Source organism: Glutamicibacter bergerei (genome assembly GCF_054495185.1).
Genome location: NZ_JBTMZF010000002.1, coordinates 19,703 through 43,759, shown reverse-complemented (window position 1 = coordinate 43,759; position 24,057 = coordinate 19,703). Strand labels below are relative to the sequence as shown.

Sequence of the window (24,057 nt, the reverse complement as noted above, 5' to 3'; positions counted from 1 at the left end):
GGAGGCCCGACGGTTACGAAGGAGAATCTAATGAGCACCGGCATTTCCAACGCCTTGAAGAACGAATCCGAGATCACCGCGGCGGACCTAGTTGCTGCTGCCGTCGCCATGCGGCCGGAACTCATTGAGCGCCAGGGTGAGGTTGAGGAACGAACCTTCTTCGATGAAATCATCCACCAAAAGTTCATCGACTCCCGACTATATGACATGTACGTTCCCAAGCTTTATGGGGGCCTGGAGTCCGATGTGCCGACCTTTGCGAAGGTCACGGTGGAGCTCGCCCGAGGCTGCATGAGCACGGCATGGTGCTTCGCGCTGTCTGCCAACCATGCCCTCCAGGTCGCCTCGTTGTATCCGAAGCCGGTTCAGGATGAAGTATTCGCCGGCCGCGACTTTCGCGCTGCTTCAACATCGGCCCCCACGGTCACAGCCACGAAGGTGGAGGGTGGATACAAGCTCAACGGCCAGGTGGGCTACTGCTCGGGAATCCCGTATTCCACTTACTACCTTGGCCAGGCAATGGTTCCAGGGCCCGATGGCCCAGTCATGGCGATGTTCCTGGCCCCGCGTGACCAGTTTGAGCGCCTTGATGACTGGGGGGATACCCTGGGCCTGAAGGGTACCGGATCCCACAGCATCCGCTTTACTGACAGTTTCATCCCGGACGAATACCTGATCGAAGACCTCAACATGGTCGACATGCCGGTCGAGGGAGGAACCGTCGGCTCGGAACTGCATAACAACGGGATGTACTCCGGCCGCGGCCTGGTGATGTTCACCCTCACCTTGGCTGCAGCGGTCATTGGCGGGGGATATAACGCGCTCGACGAATTTGAAAACCAGATGCGGACCAAGAAGACGTCCCTGCCTCCCATCGTTTCCCGCCTTGAAGATGCCGACTACCAGCGCTACTACGGGTCGGCGCTCACGAAGATTGCCACGGCGGAAGCGGCTCTCATGAATGTTGCCCAGCAGCACATGGACCTTTGCAACGCCAATGCCGCCGGCGAAAAACCGTACACGTTCCTGGATGACTTTAAGCTGGCCGGTATCGCACGAGAGCTGATCCTCCAAGTTTGGGAGACCGTCGAGAGGGACCTGTTCCGCCATGTGGGGTCCAGTGCTGCCCGCAACGGGGAACGCTTCGAAAGGCTTTTCCGGGATCTCGCCCAGGCCAGCGGGCACCGGAATCCACTCCTGCGAGACCCGTCCTATCGGACGCTGACGCAGTTCACCCTGGGTCTCACCCCCACCAACGAGCACTGATCCGAGAATAGGCCGCCCATGAAATCCCCACATGTTCCCCCGCACCAGTCCGGCTTAACGGCTGCCACGACCAGTAGAAGAGGCATCTTTTGGATTGCCGGTGAGAATGTCACTACGCCCTTCGGCACCGCACCCCGTGGCCCGCTCTTTGTTGAGTGGGAGAGTCCGGAAGAAGTCACCCGACCCTACCCGCTGATCCTGGTTCATGGCGGCGGAGGGCAGGGGACGGACTGGCTGAGCACCCCCGACGGGCGGCCCGGTTGGGCCCACGAGTTCGTCAAGGCCGGGTTCGCGGTTTATGTCGTGGACCGGCCGGGGCACGGACGCTCCCCTCACCACCCCGATGTGCTGGGCCCCGTTGCGCCTCCCTTCCCCTTCGAAGCGGCCCAACAGCTATTCGCACCGACCGGCTCCGCGGCCGAGGCGCACACGCAGTGGCCCTGGGGTCGGGAAATCGAAGACCTTGAAATGGTGCAGATGTTTTCCTCCATGGGGTTCTTCATGGCCGATCTGTCAGGATCGCAGGAGCTCGACGGCGACCGGCTGGCCCGGCTGCTGGATCGCACGGGCCCGGCCGTCATCGTCAGCCACTCGGCCGGCGCACCGGGCGGCTGGCTGGCAGCGAACAAGCGTCCCGAACTGGTCCGTGGCATCGTCTCGGTTGAGCCGATGGGGCCTCCCTTCGCCACGTTCCCCGGGGTGGGACCAATGTCCTATGGGCTGAGCTTTGCACCCTTGTCCACGGAGCCGGCGCTTTCATCGGCCGCAGATTTCCAAAGCGATCCTTCCCGGTTCAAAGTGCCGGGTTTGACTGGAACGCCGATACAGATCGTCACGGGCGGAGCGTCGCCGAACGCGGGGGCGGGACCAGGGACCGTCGAGTTCCTCCGGGCAGTCGGAGCCGAGGCGGAACTGCTGCATCTTCCGGACCAGGACATCGAGGGGAACGGACATGGGCTTATTTTCGAAAAGAACTCCTCGGACACCGCGAAGCTGGTCATCGACTGGATCAGCGGATTGGATGCCACCCGATGAAATCCCTTGCACAGAAGACCGCCGTCGTGACCGGTGCTGGAAGCGGAATCGGACGGGCCATGGCCCTGAAGTTCGCGGCCGAAGGCATGAACATAGTCCTTGCCGACGTTGATCTCGCAGCCCTTCAGGCGGTCCAAGGTGAGATTGCGGCCATCGGTGCCCGGGCCATCAGCGTCCCGACCGATGTTTCAAAGCGGAGAGACATTGAGAACCTGCGCGACCGGGCACTGGAAGCGTTCAGCGGTGTCCACCTAGTCTGCAACAACGCCGGCGTGGACTCGGGAGGTCCATTTGCGGATATCCCGGAGTCCACCTGGGAATGGGTCCTGGGGGTGGACTTGTGGGGCGTTATCCACGGGTGCCAAGTATTTCTGCCCATACTCCTGGAACAGGGGGAGGGGTACATCGTCAACACGTCCTCCGTCGCCGCGCTGACAGGAATGCCATTAAGTGCCGCCCCCTATGTGGCGGCGAAATCGGCGGTATTGGGCCTGTCCATGAATTTGCGTGCCGAAATGGAAGCAACTAACCCCCAGATCGGGATTTCCGTGCTGATTCCGGGACCGGTTCGGACCAACATGTCCACAAGCGAACGAAATCGGCCGGCAGACGTGGCCGCCCCCGCCGCCAGCACCATGCGGGAAGAAGTGCAGTCCTTCGTGGGCCAGTACCTTGAAAAAGAAGGAATGGATCCGCTGGATGTTGCGGACATGGTCGTTAGTGCGGTCAAGGAAAACCGTTTCTACGTGATGACCCACCTCCAAGACGCCTTGGCCACGGTGACAGGCAATTCGTCACGCATGTCCAGTGATTCGGTGGCGTATTCCGAAGCTTGACCCGCAGCACCCGGCATTTGCCTCACCTGCCCACGAACGAGATGGGAAAAGTGGCCATTTCGCGGCTTTTGCGACCGCGGCCCACTTGGCCATCGTCAAGGCACGTGCCGGCAGCCGCTCGCAGTCCCGGTCCGGACGGCGGCAATGCACCAGCCCGGACAGCGTGTGCTCCGCCACCGTTGTCCGGGCAACAACTTAAGGACGTAATGGCCAGTGGGCCGTTTAACGATTTCCGGGGCGATAAAGAGCCATCGGCCCAGATAAGCACGATCGACGACACGGCCAGCCGCGTCCCGGACTGGACCAGCTGGCCGGTGTCGTGATCCTCCTCGCTGGCCGCGGTGACGGGCACGCGTGGGCCAGGGGCGTTGACCACGAAGTCGCGCTTGCGCCCGTTAACCCTATTGCCGCTTCAGCGCCGCGCGATTCCTGGCGCAGGGTGCCGGCTCCCTTGATCGAATGGGCGTCTGCGATCCTCGGCCGAGGCCATCGGGTCCCGCGCGACTGCACTGCTTGCGGCTGAGCGACCCGCGTCGAAACCGACAAGGCGGACAGTCCCCACCTGTTCGGATGGCAAGGACTGTCCGCGAAATCTTCGGCCGCACCGTGGAGGAGCGCCGATGCCTCGTGACCATGCCGCAGAAGGGTGCCGCGGCATCCCGGGGCATCAACGGTTGGATCCGTAGGGCACACCGTGCGTCGGACCGGCCGCTCCCTACATGACGTAGCCTCCGTTGGGCGAGATCGTCTGTCCCGTGAAAAAAGCGGCCTCGTCGCTGGCCAGGAAGAGGATCGTGTTGGCCATCTCGTCCGCGGATGCAGCCCGCCCCAAGACCCCCAGGCCGACCACGGCATCCCGGAATGCAGGTTCCGAGGGCAGCATTGGCGTGTCGGTGGCGCCCGGGGCAACAGCATTGACCCTGATGTTGTTGGGAGCCAGGAGCGCTGCAGTGGCCCGCGTCAATCCCAGCACCCCGGCCTTGGATGCCGGGTAGGACGCCGGAAGCGGAAAATTCGCCAGCGCACCCACGCTGGAAATGTTCACGATCGAGCCCCCGCTTTCACCGTTGCGACGCATGAGTTTGGTAGCGGCACGGACCGCATAAAAGCTGCCATATAGATTGACCTCCACCACGTGGGCGAAGCCCTCATCAGTGATGTCCTCGATGTCGAGCGGCGCAGCCGAGATCCCGGCGGCGTTAACCAAGATGTCGAGCTTTCCATGCCTCTCCTGGGCAAGATCAAAGGCCTTGTCGACCTGCTGGCTCTTGCTGACGTCGGCAGCGGCAACGGAAACGTTGGGCAATCCGCTTAAGGCCGAGACCGTTCGGTCGTGGTCCAGGTCCACTGCCACGACGTGAGCACCTTCTGCCACGAATCGCCGGACCGTGGCCAGGCCAATCCCTGATGCGGCTCCCGTAACCAGCGCGATCTTGTTTTCCAGTCGCATGCGAATTCCTTCCACCGCCATGAAATCTGCGGGTGTATTTGTGATGGTCTTTTGCCGAAAAACATCAGGGTGGTGGGATCCGTCAACTCACGGATCCCACCACCCTGCCGGTTAGGACTTACTTGGTGAAGAACTTGTCCCGGTATTCCTGGGGCATCCAGGGTTCGCCGTCGAGAACTTCCAACGGGGAGGACGTGTCTGCGCCTTCTACCGCATAGTCCCCGAGGGTGGAGCTGTTGATGAGGGAGGGCTCCCGCGTCATCGTGCTGACCGTGGGTCCGTCGCCGGCCAAAGTCTTCATGGCCACGTCAAAGACCACTGCGGCCTGCTGCGTTCCGTTGCCGCCGGTACCTGCGGTGTCGTAACCGCTTTCCGCCTTGGCTTTCTCCCAGTAGGCCAAGGAGGCTGCGGACGCGCCGGCGTCCACGACCTTGGGCAGGGGACGGCCACTCTGCTCAAAGGCCGAGAATACGCCGGAACCCATGGTGCCGACCTGCACTACGGCGTCGATCTGCTGGGGGTGGCTGGCTAAGAACTGCAGCATGGCGGACTTGGTGGCTGCCGGGACGAAGTTGCCCACCACTTCACCCACTACCTTGATGTCCGGGCAATTTTCCATGACGGCCTGGGCCGCGTCGTAGCCGTACTGGTCGGTTGGAATGCCCGGAACGCCACGCACGATCACCACGTTCCCCTTGCCGCCAAGCTGCTTCATCACCTCGGCGGTAGGTTCTGCGACGTTGAGGTACGAGTTGTCAGCCACATTGATGGCGTACTTGGACTTGATGGTGGCGGAAAGGGAAACCGTCACGATCCCCTGTTCGCCGGCCTGGTTAACGACGTCCAGCATGGCATCGCCGGACAGCGGGGAGGTCAGGATGACATCCACGCCCTCGCGGACCAGCTCTTGATAGCCGCGGATCTGCTCTGCGGGGGTCATGGTGGCCGGATCGGGAAGAATCCGCTTGATCAGTTCACCTTCCACCAGCCCCGCGGCCTTGGCTTCGGCAAAGCTCTTATCCAGCTGCGCAACCACCGCAGCACCGAAGGGGTTGGCTGGTGGGAGATAGGACAGCCCCACCTTGACCGGGCCGTCGGACTTTGGCAGGCTCTTCCAGGCACTGGCGAGCACCGGTTCCGGGTAGCCGTTGTAGGCGGACTGGATATCCGCGGGCAAGGCTGCCACGGCGCCGTCGGGATCCTGCACCGCAATGTCGGGGACCACGCCGCACTCACCGAGGTCTGCTTGGGATACGGCGGAGCTCGACGCCGCCGGGGTGGCCACCGGCGTGCTGCAGGAGGCGAGCATCAGCATCAATGGGATGGACAGTGCCAGCGCCCCGCGGTTCACGATTCGCTTGGAGCCGGTGTTGCTGATGGAGGTGTTGAAAACGGGAGACATAGGTTCCCTTTCTATGGAGTGGTTAACCCGGCATCGTTGCCGGGCAGAGAAGTGGCTTTAGATTTGGTCGCGCAGCCGGCGTTCGCGGCCATACACGGCCATGGCTGCGAGAATGACGAGACCGTAAAGGATCTGCTGATCTGCGCCGGTGAATCCCTGGCCCACAAGCACCGTGGTGAGGACAGTCAAGAGGAGGACTCCCACCACTGTTCGGGTATAGTCGCCCGGCCCGCCGAAAATGGTTCCGCCGATGATGACCGCTGCGATGCTCTGGAAAAGGTAGGGGTTGCCGAGGGTCGAATCGACGTTTCCCGCGAATCCGGCCAAGAACACTCCAGCGAAGACGGAGGCGATCGCACTGAAGGCGTAAACGAGGATCCAAACCCGGCGGGTATTGATGTGAACCAGCTTCGCAGCCCTCGGGCTGGCCCCGGTGGCCATCATCTGGCGCCCGGCCACGGTCTTGTGCAAGAAAAGTGCAGTCAGGACTATCACGACAATCCAGACTGCAACGAGCGGCGGGATGGGAAGCCCCAGCGTCAGGGTAATGGGCGAGGTCATTTGCGACAACCAGGCCGGCGCTCCACCGCCAAATGTACCGCCGGACTGGAGCTGCGCAAGGCCCAAAGCGATGGACCCCATCGCGAAAGTAACAATGATGGGGTGCACCGAGAAACGGTGGCACAAGTACCCTACGATCCCGCCCAGCAATGCGGCGCCGGCAAAAGCTATCAGCAGCGCCACGACAAACGGCAGCTTGTTGACCGATGTCAGCTGGGTCACCATGATGGCACCGGCAACAATAAAACCGGCCACGGAGAGATCGATTCCTCCGATAAGAACGACCATTGTCTGGCCCAGGGCGGCAATGCCCACCAACGCACTTAGGACCAGAATGGACTTGATGCTGGTGGCATTGCCGAATCCCGGCAGCGCCACCACGCCGTAGCAGAAGACCGCGATCAACAAAATGAGCTGGACCACCGGAATTCGGCGCTGAAGACTAACGAGCCGTTCACGTGTTCCGCGGGATCCGGGTGCGGTCACGGTAGGGGTGCCCTCGGTGGGCAAAGCTGTAGTTGTCATTTCTTGTCCTTGGGAGAAATCGCGAGCACTGCGCTGAACACCACGGCAACCAGAAGCAATAATCCGTAGATGACCTGCAGCCAGATTTGTGAGACTTGGAGTACCGCCAAGAGGCTCTGAAGCATGTAGATGGCTGCGGCGCCGATCAGGGCCCCCAAAATGCCGCCCCTTCCGCCGGCCAGCGATGTCCCGCCCAGGGCAACGGCGGCGATGGCGATCAGCGTGTAGGAGGTGCTGGTGCTGGCCACCGCCGAGCTCACCAGCCCCGTCAAGGCCAGGCCGCCCATCGCCGCGAAGGAACCGCCCAGGGCATAGGCGCTGATGCGGATGGGATTGACATTTACCCCGGCGGAGAAGGCCGTGGTGTCGTTGCCGCCGACGGCGTACAGTATCCGCCCGTATGACGTACGGATCAGCGCGACCCAGATAACTACCGGGATCAGAATGCTGACGATTCCGCCAGGGATCAGTCCCCACGATCCGCCCAAGTTTTCCAGCCACGTGCCGCTGATGCTGACCGGGAGGGGTGCAAGTTTGAGATTTACACCGGTGATGATGAAGAACATCGATAGCGTCACAACAATGGGCTGTAGTCGCAGCACGACGATCAACACACCATTTAGTGCCCCCACCGCAGCACCAACGAGCATCAGGATGGGAACTGCCACCACCCCACCGAGCCCGAGCGGCATCAGCCACACTCCAAAAAGAATGCTGGATAGCGTCATGACGGGGCTGATGGACATATCTAGCCCACCACGTCCGCTGACTATTGAGGGGACGCTGGCCACGGCCGCAATGGCCAACGGCGCAAACGAAGCCAGCTGGTCGGTCCAACCGAAGTTGGGTTGTATGGCCAGATTGACCGCCAGAAACAACAACGCCAACAGCATTGCAAATGCGTAGCTATGGGTACGAAACAAGGACCTGAAGCCCCGACGCTGTGCCGGCAGTGCACGTTTGTCCGTCGCGGAGTATGTACCAGTTGTCACTTTATGCCTCTGCTTTCTCACCGAAGAAGGCCGCAACGAGCCTTTCCGGGGATAGGTCATGGACGCTGATTTCTTCAACGAGCTCGTTTTCCCGGAATACAAGCACCCGGTCCATCAGTTCCACGTGTTCATCGACCTCCGTGGACAGCATCACCACGGTCATGCCCTGATCGGCTAATTCGCTCAGCAAGGCGTACAGGTCTCGCTTGGCATTGACGTCAATGCCGCGCGTCGGATCGTTGAGCAGCAGGATAGATGGATCGGAAGCAAGCCATCTGGCGATGATCACCTTCTGCTGATTGCCGCCGCTCAGCGTTGTAATGGAGTCCGAGGAGCGACCAAGCCGGATGTTGAGACGCTTGATGAACGGTGCGAAGCGGGATTCGCTCTTCGCACCGATCAGCCATCCCGCCGTCGCATCGCGGTGGGGTGTTCCGATCGAAAAATTCTCCAAGATGGACATCCACGGAAAAATGGATTCGGCTCTTCGCTCCCGGGGGACGTAGGCAATGCCAAGCTTCTGTGCCGCGGACGGGCTGGTAACCGTGCTCCGCTGTCCGTCGTTCACCCGGGCTACGGTTCCACCGGTTTGTTCACCGTAAAGTACCTTCAGGAACCGATCTTGGCCGTGGCCCTCCAAGCCGGCGAGACCCACGATCTCGCCACGGCGAAAGACGGTGCTGATGGATGCTTTGCCTGGTGCCAGAACGACTTCCTGCAACTCCAGAACGGCTGGCAGCGGCACTGCGTCCCTGGATTTTTTGGCACGTGCATCGGGCTGTACCAGATGATCGGCACCAGTCATGAGACGGATAATCTCGGCGTGGTCCCACTCGTCGCGGTTCAATGTTGCCACTGTCTCGCCCGAACGCATGATGGTAATGCGATGCCCGATTTCATCAATTTCATCCATGCGGTGGGTTATAAGAATGACGCCCATACCCGCACTGCTCAATCGCGTGACAATGCTGAACAGCCGGGTCCTGGTATCGAAGTCCAAAGCCGAAGTGGCCTCATCCAAGATCAAGACTTCGGGTTTGCGAAGCAGTGCCCGTGCGATGGCGCATGCTTGGCGGTCACTGAGTTCCAGATTTTCCATCCGGGCGTCCAGGGCTGGAGGTTTGTCCAGCAGTTCTGCCAGGCAAGCAGCGGCCAGTTCCCTGCGGACCCGTTCAGGCTGGCCCGGCCGGAATAACGAGTCAGTCCCGAGCCAGAGATTCTCCAGCACCGACTGCGACTCGATGGCCAAGACCTCTTGGAAGACCGTGGCTACTCCCTGGCTCTGGGCGACACGGGGCGTGCCAAAAACAGTTTTGGTGCCACGCACCTGGATGGATCCGTTGTCCGGGTGGTGCACGCCGCTCAGGATCTTTACCAGGGTGCTTTTTCCGGAGCCGTTCTCGCCCACCAATCCGTGAATTTCGCCTGGGAGAAGGGTGAGGGAGGCATTCCGCAGGGCCACAGTGGGCCCAAAGTGCTTGGAAAGCGAGTGCGTTTGGAGCAAGGATTCAGTCCGCGACTCTGTGCGCGGCAGGGTGGAACGTTTCGCCACCGACATAGGAGCTCCTCATCGAGTTCATTAAATTTAATATGACCGTATGGTTGTCATACAAAGATAGACCGTGTTTCACGTCACGTCTAGTGCACAAGGAAAATACCGAGTTTCACAAAGGAGTGCGCGTATTTTCACCTCTTGACATTCTGCTCAGAAGCATAATGATTAATAAAGTCCACATGTAGGATCGTCTGACGATGTTTCATGGCAATGTCGCCACGTGGAAATTAGCCCACCGAGGAGTAAAATTTCGATGATTATCGTAACTGGTGCAAGCGGAGGCTTTGGCCGAGCCACAGTTGAGAAGCTCTTGGAAGTCGTGCCAGCAAGTGAGCTGATCTTGACCTCACGCACGCCGGAAAAACTGAGCGAATACGCCGAAAAGGGTGCGGACGTTCGCTTCGCGGATTACGACACCCCCGAGACATTGCCGGAAGCATTTTCCGGTGGCGATTGCATGCTGCTGATCTCCACCGCACGAGTGGGTTCGCGCGTGGGGCAGCATCTCAACGCCATAAATGCCGCGAAGGCAGCAGGTGTCCGCAAGGTTGTCTACACCTCCATTGTTGGTGCCGAGCGTGAGGCCAATCCGGCCATTGTCACCCTGGATCACCGGGCAACTGAGGCAGACCTGCGTAATTCGGGGATCGCGTGGAATGTGCTGAGGGATGCGCAGTATGCCGAAGCGCTTGCCGACCACGTGGCTCCAGTGGCAGTGGCCACCGGCGAGTGGTACGCAAACGAGGCAGATGGCCGCATCGCGATGGTGTCCCGTGCCGACTGTGTCGCATCGGCCGCCGCGATCCTTCAAGGGGCAGGCAGGGATAACACTGCGTACGAAGTTACCGGTCCTGAGCTGCTGTCGTATCGGGATGTTGCGGCGATGGTATCCGAGATTTCCGGGCGCCCCGTGGCCTACAACGTTGTTTCTGACGATGAGCGATACGAGCAGTGGGATGCCATTGGTGTTCCCCGTAAAGCATCGGATCATATGAAAGATTCACCGATTCCATGGTGCAGCGAAGACATGGTGAGCTTCGGGCAAGCGATCCGGGAGGGCTACATGGCGGGCCAGAGCAACGCAGTGGAGGAGCTGACCGGAAGGCCAGCCGTATCCATGCGCGAGGTGCTGATAGCTGCTTCCGCCAGCTGGCCTTCCGCATAAGTGCGGGCAGGGAACGTGATCGCCGGCGAAAAGTCGTGCAACACGTAGCAGCGAAACACTTAGTCCTTAGCTGCTGCCCATCTGCTGCCCAGATACGCTGGGGCGGTTTGGCGGGAGCGGCCCAACGATTCTCATGATAACTGGATCCGGTATCAGGCCTTGCGCACTCAGCGTTTGAGTCTCACTACGTCGCGTGTTGTACGAAAATGCTGTCGAGTCACACCGCACAACAAGGAAGGTATTCCCAGACGGGGGACGCCAGCTGGACTAGCTGGCGGTGTGGGTCCAGAGAGCATCGAGGCGACAGGTGACGACCCCCGCGTTTGGTCCCCAGCATTCGCGAGTTCCACTCGCTGAACGAACTGTGGAATTGCCGCTGCGCAACGCAGTCTTCATGGGCTATTCGTAGCGGAAATGGGGCGGACGGTGGCGAATTCGGACCTGGTTCCACTGCGGCGTCGCTGAAGGCGACGGAGCCATGCGACACATGCGGGAGCGCTGCAGGGCCGCCGATCCGGATGGAGGCTCGCCTTTCAGCGGCAGGGAAGTTGGACTTTTGCCGCCAGCATCCGCAACGTCCCTGAATCCAATGTCCGGTGACTTTGCGCGGCGGTATTGGCTTGCTGCCCCGGGGATATCCCGGGGACGGCAAATGAGGTTTGAACCAATGGATGACGAGTAAGACCCACATGTGGCAATGAGAAGAAAATGCTCACGCCGCACGCTTGCAAGAGGAGACCGAGTCATTGAAGACAATCACTGCTTTTAGCCTGCCCGAGCTGGCCGTCGATCGCTTTCGCGATATCGTCGGCACAGAAGGCGTACTGCTAACCGACGAAGAACGCAACAGCTACCGCGACCCGTATTGGTTCCAGGAGGACAGAACCTACGATTCCTCCGCAGTTCTGTTTCCAACGTCCACCGAACAGGTGCAAGCAATCGTCGCTGTCGCCAATGACTTCGAAATTCCCCTGTGGACGTCTTCGCAAGGCCGCAACAATGGCTACGGTGGCCCGTCGGGGAGGGTCAAAGGATCCGTGCTCATCAGCTTTCGACGGATGAACAAGGTTCTGGAGATTAACGCTGAGCTGGCCTACGCCGTGGTCGAGCCCGGAGTGCGATGGATTGACCTGCAAGAGGCGCTGAAAGAATCTGGCAATGACGATCTCATGATCTCGGTGCCGGACATTGGCTGGGGCAGTGTCGTGGGAAATTCTTTGGACAACGGCCTTACATATTTGCCCTATGGGAGCGATTTTATGGCACCCACTGGCATGGAGGTCGTTCTGGCCAACGGTGAGCTGCTGCGCACGGGCATGGGTGCAATCCCCGGGAACAAATCCTGGCACCTTTACAAGAGAGGCCTCGGGCCGACCCTGGATCCGCTGTTCATGCAGTCCAATTACGGGATTGTGACGCAGATGGGTTACTGGTTGATGCGACGGCCGAGGGCTTATGCCCCGATGTTTCTCACCATCCCTCAAGATAGCCAATTGGAGCGCGCCATCGACATCGTGCGCGAGTTGCGCCTGGATGGGGTCATTCGCGGTATGCCTACCATTCAGAATACGTTGACCCTTTCGGGTCATTTTCCCGATCTTTTGGGTCAGTTCGCCGGAGCCGACGGCGTATTTTCTGAGGACGCACTGCAATCGTTGGCGGATGCTTCAGGGGTGGGTCGCTGGGGTATGAGGCTGGCACTCTATGGGGATGAAACCGTGGTGGAACACCACGTCAAGCGGGTCACCGAGGCTTGGAAAGAGATCGACGGAGGCCGTGTGGACCACCATCGCACGTTCCTGCGCCACGAATGGAATGAAATTGTGGAATTCGGGGACAAGGTCCAGGCGGGCATCCCCAACCTGGACATGCTCAAAACTATTCCCGAACATATCGGCCACATCGGATTTTCCCCTGTGGTGCCGATGGTGGGTTCGGAAGTTCGGGACGTCGTTGAGCTCATAAAGAACCTGGTCGTTGAACGGGTTGGCACCAATTTTGTCTGCGCTATCTACCCCTTTAATGAGCGAAGTTGCATTGTTGTTAGCAGCCTAAGTTTCGACACCACCGACCAAGAACAAACGGAAGCTTCGGTGGCCGCCGCCAAAATGCTGGTAGAGGAGGCGGGTAAATTGGGTTACGGCGAGTACCGGGCACACATTGACTTCATGGACATTGCGGCTGAGCAGTACTCCTTCAACGACCATGCCTACCGAAAATTCTGCGAAACCATCAAGGATGCCGTTGATCCGAAAGGCATTCTCTCACCGGGGCGGCATGGTATTTGGCCCGCACGTATGCGTCAGGAACGTCAGTCATGAGCGCGATCGAAGGTCGTACAGCAGTCGTCACCGGCGGGGCATCGGGAATCGGATTAGGTATCGCACGCCAGCTCATAGCCGAAGGTGCCCATGTGGTTCTGGCCGATATACAGGAAGCTGCGCTCACCGCATCAGCCCAGGAAATTGGTGCCTTTCCAGTAGTCGTTGACGTGTCACGTCCAGAAAGTGTGGCAGCGCTCGCGGATGCTGCACTTGCTGAGTTTGGTGCCGTGCATATCGTGGTCAACAACGCCGGGGTGGGCCCCATGGCAAGAATTGCGGACTTGTCCTTGGCGGACTGGCGATGGATGATCGATGTCAACCTGAACGGGGTCATCCACGGGGTTCATGCATTTCTACCGATCCTGCAAGGCAACGAGACCGGCGGGCATATCGTGAATACTGCATCGATGGCGTCCTTCTCTCCGCTTCCTGGTCTCGGGGCATATGCAGTGACAAAGTTCGGTGTGGCGGCACTTACGGAAGTCTTGCGCGCGGAACTTAAGGAAGAAGGATCAAAGGTCTCGGCTACGCTGCTGGCTCCGGGAACGGTACGCACCAACATCAAGGAAAGCCTGAGAAACCGCCCAGATAGTGAAAAGGGTGGGCTTTTTGATACTGATATTGGCATGGGTGAAGCAGCAAAGTTGCGTTGGCTGGAACCTCTAGAAGTGGGCAAAATCGTTACCCGGGCTATCCGCAACGATGATGCCTATGCACTAACGCACCCGGAATGGTGGCCGATGGTGGAAGAGCGGAACCAACTGATTAAGGCGAGCTTCGCCAAGTACGCCGACTGACAGATGGAGGCCTCAGGTCGGAAATCGCAGCAAGCGATTTCCGACCGGTTGCTGTCAAACATTGCTCCCAAGGAACCACGCGGACCCGCTCACTTCTCTAACGATGAAGCGGTCACCTCGGTGGGCGACAAACCACGGAGAGCAATTCCCTGCCGGGATGTCCCCGGCGGGGCATTTAGCTCATCAGTCACCGAGGACCGTGCGACAAGCAGGCCCTTGACCGCGTTTTTCGCCCCCAGGCAGACGACAAGCGTAGCCAGAACTTATGATCGCGGAATTTTCGTTGGAGAGGTGCAACGATGCCAATTTTTCCGTAGTCGGTGGGCGGGGTACCCGCCATCTTTAGGCGGTATCGCTTCATTGGCTTCCCAAGAGGGATACATGCGGGATGCGGTGAGGCACATTCACTATAGTGCTAGATTGTATGACAGGGAACATTTTAAGTAATCGATGAGGACTCATGACCACTTCAAGCACTTCCATGCCCGATGTATGGACTTCCAGCCCCATCGGCCGAACCGCGGCTCCGTTGCGGGAGCAAGTCATTGCTGCCCTCCGCGAAGCGATCCTCGATTTCCGGCTCAAACCGGGTCAGCGTTTGGTGGAACGAGAGCTTATAGAACAACTCCAAGTCTCAAGGACCACTGTCCGCGAGGCGCTTAGAGAGCTTACGTCCGAGGGGCTGGTTACGGTGGTGCCGCAGAAGGGGGCTATCGTCACCCAACCGTCCCTGGATGAGGCGCACGATCTCTACGAAGCTAGAGCCGCCTCGGAATCCCTGCTGATCGAGCGCTTCGTCGAGAAGGCTACAAAATCCCAAATGATCCGTCTAAATGCGGCGGTCGAGGCCTTTGCCGAGGCCGCAGATCAAGATCAGGCTTCTGGGCTCCTTGCCGCCAAGGATGTTTTTTATGAGGTCCTAATTGAAGGCGCAGGTAGCTCGGTACTTCAACAATTGACAGAAACTATTCAAGCGAGGCTCCGAGTGGTCAGGGCGAAGGCCATGTCGCGCGAGGGGCATAGCGAAGCTGTGGCAGAACTGCGAGGCGTCGTTGAATCGGTACAAGCAGGAAACGGTAAGCAAGCCGCAGATCTTCATGCGCTCCACATCCGTCGCACTGCGTCCATTGCCATACAAAGTCTCAAGGACGCAGAAATGGTCTAGGTTGCCTTCATCGACCAAGACTTGGCCGACTGGTGCGTCGGTGTCAGTCGGGTACGAGCGGTCCAGAAGCTGCGTCCCAGAACGCCCTGAACCCAGCAGACAAGTTCGGTCCGTGGGAAGATCATTCTTGAGTTTCCGATGCTGGGAGAGCGTAGTCCATGTGGCGTTTCGGTCAACGATTCACTTGCGTACATAAGTTGGCGGTGCAGACGCCTTTGGGTAGTCAGTTCCCATCAAGCGGCTTCTGCAAGGAGCGCAACTGGAAACTGTCGCGGATCTCGGATCGGTGGATGACCCGGAGTTGCTGGAGGCCTATGCCCGCTTTGCCCTTGGGCGGCAGTCGGTCTCGCCGTAGCCGGCACCGGCGGGATTTCCGGCGATCAATGCGCATGAGGTTGGTGAACCGATATCGGTTCACCAACCTCTCGTGCGTTGTTGGCCTCTACTTGAACCGTCCCGGATTTGATGCCGCTGTCTTTCTTAGAGAGACAGGACATCGTGTCCGGTCTCAGTATTCTTGGCAACGCTGACGTGGGGTTTTGCCATGTTTATTGAGACGGATCTTGCCCGTCTCGTCTCACCAGAGTTGGCAACTCCGTATCCCTCGTATGAGGCAGTGTCTGGACTGCACTTGGCAAAAGCGCACGGATACCGCCGATTCGACTGGACCGATCTCAAAATAACCCAGCATGGGCACGGAATCAACCTTGCATTCACCTGGTACCTGGTGCCATGCAACTCGATTTCCTGGCTGATTCGCAATGTCTTGGACGTCGGCTTCACGTTGTCTCGGCCTTCCAAACGCGGCTGTCCAGGTGCAGTCGCTGACCGTCGAAATCGGCGCGAATTTCCTGGGTCCAGAGCAGATGGTAGATCGTCAGCAGCACCAGCACCGGATCGCCCAGTGCCCTTGCGGTTTCCCGGAGCGTGGCGGTGTCATGGACCCTCAGGTAGACCAGTGCGTCGTTCGCCGTTTCTTCTCGCCGACATCGCGGGTTCCGGTACCTGGAGATCCAATAGCGGTTGGCCCTGCCCAGAACAGGCAGATCGCCAAAGCGCTGATATTCCCAACCCACCGATGCGCACAATTCGGCCGTGGCCTCAAAGACGGCCTTGTCTTCGGGTTTAACCCGCGCATCGGGACGGACATCAATAACGACACCCGTGCCGCCGACTCGACGAACAAAATAGTCGGGCACGTGCGAAGCCCGGGGGAGCAGACCCGAAAGCGCGATCTTGAACGGCTGCGAAGAAATACCCGTGACACTCGTATCAAAATCTAGGCGTATCAGGTGTTCCCGTTCCAGCCATGATTCGAATTCAACATGCCGCTGGTTTGTCGTGCACCACCACAAGCCCGCGAAATTACGCTGACCCTTATAGGCCGCGACCCGGCGGATTGGCTGGGTGTCCTCGAAGGCGGTCATCCAACAGCGGGAAAGAACGTCGCTGGTCGAGGCAGCGGAATATTGCTCCCTGAATGTCAGGGAGCCTGCATCAATCTCGCCCCCGGCCTGAACGTCGGACGCCGACATCGCGCGTCCCATGTCCCCAGCGTAGCCAAACAAACGCCCCGATGCCTCGGTTGAAGTGAGACAAATCGTGGCAATGCCTCAACTGTAGTGAGACGGAATGCCCTAATGCCTCAGGTGTAGTGAGATTGCCTCACCTGTAATGAGACGCGACAACTGATACAGGACAATTACCTGCACATTACGCGAATAGTCCTTTTATTGACTTGACATAATCAAAATTATCGGCCTAAGAATTAATCAATGGATAATGTAAATAGTGTTGCTCCATAAGCTGTTTGCATAGCGTGTTAACCGGGGGCAGTCTTCATTTTGCCGCTTCCCTCCGAGGACCCCTGACCCGCCGTAGCAAGCAAATGCGTTAGCGAATAAAATGATAGCTTGCATTTTCCGTGCGCCGACCCATTGACAGCTGTGGACCTGCTGACTAATGTCAGTAACATGCCACATGCGATGTGCTTCAAAAGGGTCAAGGCCCTGCTGTTGCAAATACGAGAATTCTTCGTATCTCTCATCATCCATAACATGTGTAAGCGCCCTGATGAATTGAGATTAGATAAATGAGCCTGAGGTATGAAAACCCACATATTGTGTATGTGGATGCGAATGAGTCGAGCTCATCGTTGTTTCAAAAACTCGGGCTCTTTGAACGTTTACGTTCCATAGGTACTTTAAGAGTCCATGAAGGTGCTCCCGAGTCGGTAGCAGATTTCGTTTCTGTCGTTGGCGCAGCTCAGGCGATCATCCTGGGAGGAACCTTGCCTGATGAAGTTCTGGTCAAAGCACCTCATCTGCGTCTTGTGGCCTATGTAGGACAGGGTGCATCGAATTTCGTCAATCTTCCTCTAGCTCAGAAAAAGGGTATCGAGGTCGCTGTCACACCTGACTATGGAAATTCGGCGGTTGCCGAACATGTGATCGCGCTGCTTTTTTCGGTGGCTCGGAGGACAGCTGAAGGTGACAGGCATGTGCGAACCGGCCGTTGGCGCCCTTTCCCTTCAGGGATGGAGATCGCCGGAAAAACGGCTGGAATCATCGGTTACGGTGGAATCGGAGCACATGTAGCCAAACTTCTGCGCGCTCTAGGAATGAACGTCCTGATTTGGAACAGATCGCCGGTAACTAACGCCGAGGCGAATGTCGAGTTGACGCCCTTGCTAGAAATTTTTGATCAATGCGATGTAGTCAGTTTGCATTTAGCTTTGAATGCTCAGACCCACGGCATCATCACCGCCGACATGCTGGACCGATTACGTCCCGGAGCAATATTGCTCAACACAGCACGCGCGGAACTTATTGAAGACTTCGCGCTCGAGGACAAATTAGAGAAAGGCCATCTGTCGGCCGGCCTTGACGTGTTCAGACAGGAACCCCCAGAGAGCAATGATCGTCTTCTCCAGCTAGGGAACGTAGTGCTGACACCACACCAGGGGTACAACACACCCCAGGCTTTTTCTGCTTTGGCCACAGGGGTGGTCGAAAACATCGAAAACTTCTTGAATGGAAAAGACTTCCACAAGGCCTCATCTTGAGCACCACCGATCTCATGACAAACAGCCACCGTATATGGAGAAACTGAATGCAATACGACAACTTCATCGACGGCAAATGGGTTCCTGGGGAATATCAAGCAAACGTTAATCCCTCGGAGACGACCGACGTTATTGGTTACTACGCACAAGCAACAAGTAGCGATACAGATCGAGCAATTCAGGCTGCATGCAATGTTAAGCACGAATGGGGCCAGACCCTAGCGCAAAAAAGGAGCGAAGTACTCACCCATATCGGTGAGGAAATATTAAAACAAAAAAATGAGCTTGGGAAGTGCATTGCCCGCGAAGAAGGAAAGCTAATCACCGAAGGAGTCGGTGAAGCCGAGCGAGCGGGCCGAACTTTCCTTTACTATGCTCACCAATTGCAGCAAGCTACTGGTGAGATGTTCCTGTCTTCACGAGAACGGACATCGATTCATACGGTGAGGAAACCCGTTGGGACCGTGGGAATTATTACCCCATGGAACTTCCCTCTTGCCATCCCCGCTTGGAAAATTGCCCCAGCTCTCGCCTTCGGCAACACGGTGGTGTTCAAGCCCGCTACCCTAGTTCCGGCATCGGCATGGAACCTAGCAAAAATAATCTCCGAAACCAATCTTCCTCACGGTGCTTTCAACTTAGTCATGGGCTCGGGAAGAGCCGTTGGCGATCGCATTTCGAAGTCGAAATCAATAGATGCCGTGAGCTTCACCGGATCGGGTGAAACAGGGAAACAGATCATCCAAGACTGTATCAATATCGGCAATAAAAAAGTCCAAACCGAAATGGGAGGAAAAAACAGTCTAGTCATTTTAGACGATGCTGATATCCCAACGGCGGTGGAGGCCGTTATCGATGGTGCCTACTACTCTGCCGGTCAACGTTGCACTGCAACAAGCAGGGTCATCGTGACGAAGGGGATCATTGAAGAAGTTAAGACACGCCTTGTCAATCGGATTGCTGAGCTCACCGTCGGTCATGCTCTGGACTCGACCGCCGACCTCGGCCCGCTCGCCAGTGAAAATCAACTGTCAAACGTACTGGAGTACGTAAAGATCGGGGTGAATGAAGGAGCAGAAATTCTATCGGGAGGCGCCGCTTTTGATGCGTCAACCCCAGGGTTCTTCATGCAGCCAACGCTATTTACAGGTGGTCGATCGGATATGAGGATCAACCAGGAAGAAATCTTCGGCCCCGTCGCCTGCCTTATTGAAGTGGACGGAATCGATGAAGCCATTGAGACAGCTAATGACACAGATTACGGACTATGCGCAGGGATCATTAGTGAGTCACCGCAGTCAGTCAACAAATTCCTACGCGAAGTCGACGCAGGCATGCTGCACGTCAACCGTTCCACAGCCTTGACCGAGCTTAACGTGCCTTTCGGTGGCACGAAGTCGTCGAGTTTCGGTCCCCATGAACAAGGCGCGGCCGCCCGCGAGTTCTACACCACTTCTTCCACGGTATACACCACGACCACCTCTTAAGATCGAAGACAGGACGTTAAAACCACATGAGCCATGTAACACAAACAGAGCTGCGTAAGCGACTTTCCCGGGTCCTCTCCGAACTCTACGGTGAGGAGGTCCCCGCATACAACATGTTGGTAGATGTAGCGCAGGAAGTAAACCAGGATTACCAACGCCAGCACCCGGAACAAGCTGAGTTGTTTGGAAGTCTGGAACGAGTGACGGCCGAGCGACATGGGGCCATTCGAGTAGGAAGTCCAGAGGAACTATCTCAAGCGGCCAGGATTTTCGGCGCGGTTGGAATGTACTCGGTCAATTTCTATGATCTTCGTGATGCGAAGCCAAAGCCCATTCCCGTGGTTTCAACGGCTTTCCGCCCCATCGACCGACACGAGCTCGCCGAGAACCCCTTCAGAGTCTTCACCTCCATGTTGGTCCCCGAAGATCGTAGATTCTTTACGTTGGAGCTGGAACAGAGACTTAAGGAGTACATTTCCCAAAGGACCTTGTTTTCCGATGAGTTGTTAGCCTTAGCCGATTTATCAGTGGCTGGAAAAGGTCTACCTGAAGAGCAAGCCCAACGTTTCCTGACTCTCGCGGCTTCCGCATTTGCCTTGTCTTCTGAACCAGTCGATCGAAAATGGTACGAAGAACTTGAAAGTATTTCCAGCGTCGCAGCGGATATTGGTGGTGTCTCCACAACCCATATCAATCATCTGACACCCCGCGTACTCAACATAGACGAGCTCTATTCTCGAATGGAAGCTCGAGGAATCAGCATGATCGATTCCATCCAGGGCCCTCCAAAATGTGAGGGGCCAGATGTGTTACTTCGGCAAACCTCTTTCCGTGCGCTTTCGGAGCCTCGTATGTTCAAAGAAGCCGACGGCTCAGTATGCGAAGGTGCGCTTCAAGTCAGGTTTGGTGAAGTTGAGGCTAGAGGTATAGCTCTCACTCCCACCGGGCGTGCCGTTTACGATTCAAGTATGGCTGAGGTAGATGCCGAATCGGCTCAAAGCAGACGAGATCGTGCCGACGTCGCTCAAGAAATCTGGGCACAGCGGTTCCCTCGAACTGAAGCTGAATTCCTTCAAAAGGACCTTGGGTACTTTACTTTCGAGCTCGTATCGGAGAGACCTGCGTCAGACATGCCATCTCAGTTGATCGATATGGTCTCAGAGGGCCACATTCGTATTGAACCAATTGTCTACGAAGACTTCCTCCCCCAATCAGCTGCCGGCATCTTTGCCTCAAATCTCTCAGGTGATGGCAACGTCCGCGACGCACAGGGCGACGCTCCCCGGGACGCTGCTTGGATGTCCGATCGAATCGGGACACCAGTATTAGATTCCTTTGAAATCTACGCCCAGGAACGTGCATCATCACTGGCTAGAGTCTGCCAACAACTTGGAATACAGCCAGAAGACCTGACCCTCCCCTGGATGTAGTCGTAGCCCTTTAGCATCACCCAAGTTCTGACCACACCAGAATACGCACCTCACATCACGTCTCCACAAACTGAGAGATCAATAATGTCTATAACTAAACTTCCGCTCGTTGCTTTGATGGAGTCGATCCACCCCATGGGAATTGAACTTCTCATGAAGCATTGCGAACTTGAGCATATGCCGTCGGCAGAAAATGATGAGTACGAAAAAATCCTCGGCAAAGCCGATGCTGTCATCATCCGGAGCACACTCTTTACCGAAGAAATGATGAAAAAGGCCCCCAACCTAAAGGTTATCGGCCGACACGGAGCGGGTACAGACAACATAGACCTAACAGCAGCGAAGAATCTCGGAATTAAAGTCGTCACCACGCCACAGGCTAATACCGCATCAGTCGCGGAGTATGTCATTACTGTTGCGCTTATGCTGCTCAAGCGAATTCCTGAAGTCAGCACTTCGCTCAGACAGGGCGCCTTCTCCTCCAATGCAGGGTCACTACCTGGCCAAGTCGATCGCGCCAGCCTTACTGGCCGGGAAGCAAATGGAACCAGACTTGGACTCATTGGAGCCGGGGCCATTGGAGCGGCCGTTGCACGACTAGCCAATCATCTGGGAATGCATGTCGCCGCTTATGATCCCTACCTCGATAAGACCAAGGAGCGACCGTTCGAATTGGTGGATGACTTAGACGAGTTGTTATCTCGCTCAGACATCGTCAGTCTGCATGTGCCTGGCGGGCCAGACAGTCATCATCTGATTGGCCGTCGCGAACTAGAGATGATGCCACCTGGCGCTATCCTGATTAATGCTGCTAGGGGTGAACTAGTAGATCAGGAAGCTTTGATTTCGGTTTTGGAGTCGGGTCATTTGGCCGGAGCTGCTATCGATGTCTATGCAACCGAGCCTCCAGATCCAAATTCACGTCTCTTTTGCGCTCCAAACCTGATCCTGACCCCTCATATGGCAGCCATGACCGAAGAAGCTCTCCAACGAATGGCAACGCAAGTCACCACTCAAGTAATTCAAGAGTTAGGTCAAATGCAGAGCATGCCGCGCTAAATCACTCTCACTGGGTTGGGGCCGACCCGGTGAGCGTTCTTGGATTACTTCCTATCCCATCAGTTGATAAGTCGTTCCCAAAGCTCATCGGGGTCAAGATTTGAATTGTTGCGTTTCACCGCATCAGCAAGGAGCACTCTCCCCGTCGTTCGCAAGTGAGCACTCATGGCCCGCCCTGCTTCTAGTGCGTTTCCTGCACAGATGGCATCGACGATCGGCTTATGTTCCACAAGAACGGCGCCTAAATCTCTGGACCCCTTAATAGTCGAAGCCCCAACCAGGCGCATCGCATCGCGAAGAGTCTCAATCACGCGTTCAGCATAGCTATTGTCCGCAAGCTTCAGAATCACTCCATGTAGGAGTTGATCCTCATTCATGAACAGAGGCTCATCATTATTTAGGGCGGCTCTTTCCATTGATAAATAGGCCGCCTGAAGTGAGTTCTCTACGTCGTTTCCGATGTTGAGGGCTGCCCGTTGGGCGGCAGGAACTTCCAGCGCGATACGCACTGAAATCATCTCCGCAAGTTCCTTTGGCCCAGGCAACACCACTCTAAAGCCCTTATTTCGCTCGAAATTAACGATTCCCGTTTCCGCAAGCCGCAGCAACGCATCACGGACGGGACTCCTAGAAACCCCTAGATCCTCTGCCAAACGATATACGGAATACAGCTCACCTGGTATCAGCGTTCCTGTACGGATCCCCTCGCGTACCGCTTTCAGGGTGCGGTCGGTTAAGGTAACCTGCTGGGTATTTAGTGGCTGCAAAGATGAAGTTGTCGCAGTCATGGAACCTCCTAGTAGTCGTCCCTAATAGGTATGCTACACGTAACATGCAGGCTTTGGTTGGTTTTTCATAATTGTCAATCTACGCTTCTTGCGGTCAAGAGATCACGAGTCCTCGACCCCTTAACTACGTTCCGAAAGTCATTTTTACTGACTCATTTCATTTTTAGGTACAAGCATGTATTGTGATCCGTATCATGTAACATGCGACACATCCCCTTTGGAGGATAAACGATGAAAAACATTCGCAAAAGCTCTCAGATGCTTGTAAGTATCGTTGCGATTGGGATGCTGGCTCTAACTGGATGTAGCGATCCTGAAGCAGCATTGTCTAAGAATTCCGGTGAGGAATCACAAACACGGCCGACTGCTGAATTCAATCAGGAAGCAGCCGACCTTCTTCCTGCCGATGTGAAGAGTAAAGGCACTCTTGAAGTCGCCACCACTATGGGAATGGCGCCATTAGGCTACCCAGATCAGAGTACGGGTGAAGTTGTTGGCCTGAACCCTGATCTCATGGCGCAAATCGGGGAAGTACTAGGCCTCAAGGTCACCGTCAAAGCAGCCTCGATGGATCAGATCATTCCGGGCATACAGGCAGGACGCTATGATGCGACTGCCTCCAATATGGCCATCACTGACGACAGAATCAAAGTCCTCGACTTCGTTCAGTACTACTTCGCGAACAGCTCCTTGGCCCAGCCCAAGGGCAACCCCAAGGACATTACCGCTGACACACTCTGTGGTAAGTCCGTCGGATTAGAAGTTGGTTCGTTCCAGTTCACTGAAGTCATGCCCGTGAAATCCAAAGCATGTGAGAAATCCGGCGAGGCACCTATTGATGTCCAAGGATTTCCGGACCAGCAGAAGGCGCTCTCTGCCCTCGACAGTGGTCGGGTTGATGCAATGGCCGGCGATACGCCCATTCTGCTCTACGCCGCTAACCTCAACGACAAAATTGAAGTTGGAGATGCGCTCACAGATGGTTCTATCCTCGGTATCGGAATCAAAAAAGATTCACCGCTGACTGAGGCGCTAGCCGCCGCCATGAACAATCTGATCGACTCTGGCGTATACAAGCAAACAATGGAAATGTATGGTGTCGAAAATCTTGCCATCGACCACGCTGAAATCAAAAAATAGGAGAAGGTGACAATAG

At 56.9% G+C, this 24,057-nt stretch carries 19 protein-coding genes; 12 read left to right on the top strand and 7 right to left on the bottom strand.

All coding sequences use genetic code 11. The features are described from left to right. Positions 1–30 precede the first annotated feature (30 nt). Genes ACX5K5_RS16740 through ACX5K5_RS16730 form a run of 3 tightly spaced genes read left to right on the top strand, consistent with a single transcriptional unit; the run spans position 31 to position 3,137 of the window. Positions 31–1,266: an acyl-CoA dehydrogenase family protein gene (locus ACX5K5_RS16740; protein WP_459175514.1), complete on the top strand. Its 1,236-nt coding sequence runs from the start codon at positions 31–33 to the stop codon at positions 1,264–1,266. Between the two features lie 18 nt (positions 1,267–1,284). Next, positions 1,285–2,301 carry an alpha/beta fold hydrolase gene (locus ACX5K5_RS16735; RefSeq protein ID WP_459175513.1) on the top strand — a complete coding sequence of 339 codons (1,017 nt, stop codon included), beginning with the start codon at positions 1,285–1,287 and terminating at the stop codon, positions 2,299–2,301. Then, entirely contained in the window at positions 2,298–3,137 is an 840-nt protein-coding gene (locus ACX5K5_RS16730; protein WP_459175512.1) for an SDR family NAD(P)-dependent oxidoreductase, read from the top strand. Before ACX5K5_RS16735 ends, ACX5K5_RS16730 begins: the two co-directional genes overlap by 4 nt. Before the next feature lie 715 nt (positions 3,138–3,852). Here ACX5K5_RS16730 and ACX5K5_RS16725 read toward each other — a convergent pair. The 5 genes from ACX5K5_RS16725 to ACX5K5_RS16705 form a co-directional block, all read right to left on the bottom strand. After that, the gene (locus tag ACX5K5_RS16725) at positions 3,853–4,587 is read right to left on the bottom strand and encodes an SDR family NAD(P)-dependent oxidoreductase (RefSeq protein WP_459175511.1); all 735 of its coding nucleotides are present in this window, start codon (positions 4,585–4,587) and stop codon (positions 3,853–3,855) included. A gap of 118 nt (positions 4,588–4,705) precedes the next feature. Then, positions 4,706–5,989, bottom strand: coding sequence for a substrate-binding domain-containing protein (locus tag ACX5K5_RS16720; protein ID WP_459175510.1), 1,284 nt, complete (start codon positions 5,987–5,989; stop codon positions 4,706–4,708). A 57-nt stretch (positions 5,990–6,046) separates the two neighbouring features. Next, complete coding sequence (locus tag ACX5K5_RS16715) at positions 6,047–7,075, bottom strand: ABC transporter permease (RefSeq protein ID WP_459175509.1); 1,029 nt, start codon at positions 7,073–7,075, stop codon at positions 6,047–6,049. Next, positions 7,072–8,067 (bottom strand): ABC transporter permease, encoded by a 996-nt coding sequence (locus ACX5K5_RS16710; protein WP_459175508.1) that lies wholly within the window; start codon positions 8,065–8,067, stop codon positions 7,072–7,074. Before ACX5K5_RS16710 ends, ACX5K5_RS16715 begins: the two co-directional genes overlap by 4 nt. Before the next feature lies 1 nt (position 8,068). Next, the gene (locus tag ACX5K5_RS16705; RefSeq protein ID WP_459175507.1) at positions 8,069–9,625 is read right to left on the bottom strand and encodes a sugar ABC transporter ATP-binding protein; all 1,557 of its coding nucleotides are present in this window, start codon (positions 9,623–9,625) and stop codon (positions 8,069–8,071) included. Positions 9,626–9,875: 250 nt separating this feature from the next. On the opposite strand from ACX5K5_RS16705, the gene ACX5K5_RS16700 reads away from it, so the two are divergent. From ACX5K5_RS16700 to ACX5K5_RS16685, 4 genes are all read left to right on the top strand, one after another. Next, the gene (locus ACX5K5_RS16700; RefSeq protein WP_459175506.1) at positions 9,876–10,787 is read left to right on the top strand and encodes an SDR family oxidoreductase; all 912 of its coding nucleotides are present in this window, start codon (positions 9,876–9,878) and stop codon (positions 10,785–10,787) included. A 746-nt stretch (positions 10,788–11,533) separates the two neighbouring features. Further along, complete coding sequence (locus ACX5K5_RS16695) at positions 11,534–13,108, top strand: FAD-binding oxidoreductase (protein WP_459175505.1); 1,575 nt, start codon at positions 11,534–11,536, stop codon at positions 13,106–13,108. Next, positions 13,105–13,908 (top strand): SDR family oxidoreductase, encoded by an 804-nt coding sequence (locus ACX5K5_RS16690; RefSeq protein ID WP_459175504.1) that lies wholly within the window; start codon positions 13,105–13,107, stop codon positions 13,906–13,908. Before ACX5K5_RS16695 ends, ACX5K5_RS16690 begins: the two co-directional genes overlap by 4 nt. Positions 13,909–14,368: 460 nt before the next feature. After that, on the top strand, positions 14,369–15,073 hold the full coding sequence (locus ACX5K5_RS16685; RefSeq protein ID WP_459175503.1) for a GntR family transcriptional regulator: 705 nt from the start codon (positions 14,369–14,371) through the stop codon (positions 15,071–15,073). Between the two features lie 779 nt (positions 15,074–15,852). Here the strand turns inward: ACX5K5_RS16685 and ACX5K5_RS16680 are convergent. Further along, positions 15,853–16,620 carry a TnsA-like heteromeric transposase endonuclease subunit gene (locus ACX5K5_RS16680; protein ID WP_459175502.1) on the bottom strand — a complete coding sequence of 256 codons (768 nt, stop codon included), beginning with the start codon at positions 16,618–16,620 and terminating at the stop codon, positions 15,853–15,855. 545 nt (positions 16,621–17,165) lie between these two features. On the opposite strand from ACX5K5_RS16680, the gene ACX5K5_RS16675 reads away from it, so the two are divergent. From ACX5K5_RS16675 to ACX5K5_RS16660, 4 genes are all read left to right on the top strand, one after another. After that, on the top strand, positions 17,166–18,137 hold the full coding sequence (locus ACX5K5_RS16675) for a 2-hydroxyacid dehydrogenase (protein ID WP_459175501.1): 972 nt from the start codon (positions 17,166–17,168) through the stop codon (positions 18,135–18,137). A 47-nt stretch (positions 18,138–18,184) separates the two neighbouring features. Beyond that, the gene (locus ACX5K5_RS16670) at positions 18,185–19,624 is read left to right on the top strand and encodes an aldehyde dehydrogenase family protein (protein ID WP_459175500.1); all 1,440 of its coding nucleotides are present in this window, start codon (positions 18,185–18,187) and stop codon (positions 19,622–19,624) included. Between the two features lie 26 nt (positions 19,625–19,650). Then, positions 19,651–21,054, top strand: coding sequence for a 2-oxoadipate dioxygenase/decarboxylase (gene hglS, locus ACX5K5_RS16665; RefSeq protein ID WP_444637740.1), 1,404 nt, complete (start codon positions 19,651–19,653; stop codon positions 21,052–21,054). Between the two features lie 84 nt (positions 21,055–21,138). Next, positions 21,139–22,113: a hydroxyacid dehydrogenase gene (locus tag ACX5K5_RS16660; RefSeq protein WP_459175499.1), complete on the top strand. Its 975-nt coding sequence runs from the start codon at positions 21,139–21,141 to the stop codon at positions 22,111–22,113. A 59-nt stretch (positions 22,114–22,172) separates the two neighbouring features. Here the strand turns inward: ACX5K5_RS16660 and ACX5K5_RS16655 are convergent, their stop codons facing one another. Continuing rightward, positions 22,173–22,901 (bottom strand): GntR family transcriptional regulator, encoded by a 729-nt coding sequence (locus ACX5K5_RS16655; protein ID WP_459175498.1) that lies wholly within the window; start codon positions 22,899–22,901, stop codon positions 22,173–22,175. 231 nt (positions 22,902–23,132) lie between these two features. On the opposite strand from ACX5K5_RS16655, the gene ACX5K5_RS16650 reads away from it, so the two are divergent. Next, positions 23,133–24,041, top strand: a complete 909-nt coding sequence (locus tag ACX5K5_RS16650) for an ABC transporter substrate-binding protein (RefSeq protein ID WP_443448073.1) — start codon at positions 23,133–23,135, stop codon at positions 24,039–24,041. Positions 24,042–24,057 lie beyond the last annotated feature (16 nt).

What these genes read in the sequence shown, in the direction of transcription:
- hglS (WP_444637740.1), top strand. Translation starts at nt 19,651, where the DNA reads ATGAGCCATGTAACACAAACAGAGCTGCGTAAGCGACTTTCCCGGGTC.
- ACX5K5_RS16730 (WP_459175512.1), top strand. Translation starts at nt 2,298, where the DNA reads ATGAAATCCCTTGCACAGAAGACCGCCGTCGTGACCGGTGCTGGAAGC.
- ACX5K5_RS16685 (WP_459175503.1), top strand. Translation starts at nt 14,369, where the DNA reads ATGACCACTTCAAGCACTTCCATGCCCGATGTATGGACTTCCAGCCCC.
- ACX5K5_RS16670 (WP_459175500.1), top strand. Translation starts at nt 18,185, where the DNA reads ATGCAATACGACAACTTCATCGACGGCAAATGGGTTCCTGGGGAATAT.
- ACX5K5_RS16725 (WP_459175511.1), bottom strand. Translation starts at nt 4,587, where the DNA reads ATGCGACTGGAAAACAAGATCGCGCTGGTTACGGGAGCCGCATCAGGG.
- ACX5K5_RS16700 (WP_459175506.1), top strand. Translation starts at nt 9,876, where the DNA reads ATGATTATCGTAACTGGTGCAAGCGGAGGCTTTGGCCGAGCCACAGTT.
- ACX5K5_RS16705 (WP_459175507.1), bottom strand. Translation starts at nt 9,625, where the DNA reads ATGTCGGTGGCGAAACGTTCCACCCTGCCGCGCACAGAGTCGCGGACT.
- ACX5K5_RS16690 (WP_459175504.1), top strand. Translation starts at nt 13,105, where the DNA reads ATGAGCGCGATCGAAGGTCGTACAGCAGTCGTCACCGGCGGGGCATCG.
- ACX5K5_RS16735 (WP_459175513.1), top strand. Translation starts at nt 1,285, where the DNA reads ATGAAATCCCCACATGTTCCCCCGCACCAGTCCGGCTTAACGGCTGCC.
- ACX5K5_RS16675 (WP_459175501.1), top strand. Translation starts at nt 17,166, where the DNA reads ATGAGCCTGAGGTATGAAAACCCACATATTGTGTATGTGGATGCGAAT.
- ACX5K5_RS16720 (WP_459175510.1), bottom strand. Translation starts at nt 5,989, where the DNA reads ATGTCTCCCGTTTTCAACACCTCCATCAGCAACACCGGCTCCAAGCGA.
- ACX5K5_RS16715 (WP_459175509.1), bottom strand. Translation starts at nt 7,075, where the DNA reads ATGACAACTACAGCTTTGCCCACCGAGGGCACCCCTACCGTGACCGCA.
- ACX5K5_RS16650 (WP_443448073.1), top strand. Translation starts at nt 23,133, where the DNA reads ATGAAAAACATTCGCAAAAGCTCTCAGATGCTTGTAAGTATCGTTGCG.
- ACX5K5_RS16660 (WP_459175499.1), top strand. Translation starts at nt 21,139, where the DNA reads ATGTCTATAACTAAACTTCCGCTCGTTGCTTTGATGGAGTCGATCCAC.
- ACX5K5_RS16680 (WP_459175502.1), bottom strand. Translation starts at nt 16,620, where the DNA reads ATGGGACGCGCGATGTCGGCGTCCGACGTTCAGGCCGGGGGCGAGATT.
- ACX5K5_RS16740 (WP_459175514.1), top strand. Translation starts at nt 31, where the DNA reads ATGAGCACCGGCATTTCCAACGCCTTGAAGAACGAATCCGAGATCACC.
- ACX5K5_RS16655 (WP_459175498.1), bottom strand. Translation starts at nt 22,901, where the DNA reads ATGACTGCGACAACTTCATCTTTGCAGCCACTAAATACCCAGCAGGTT.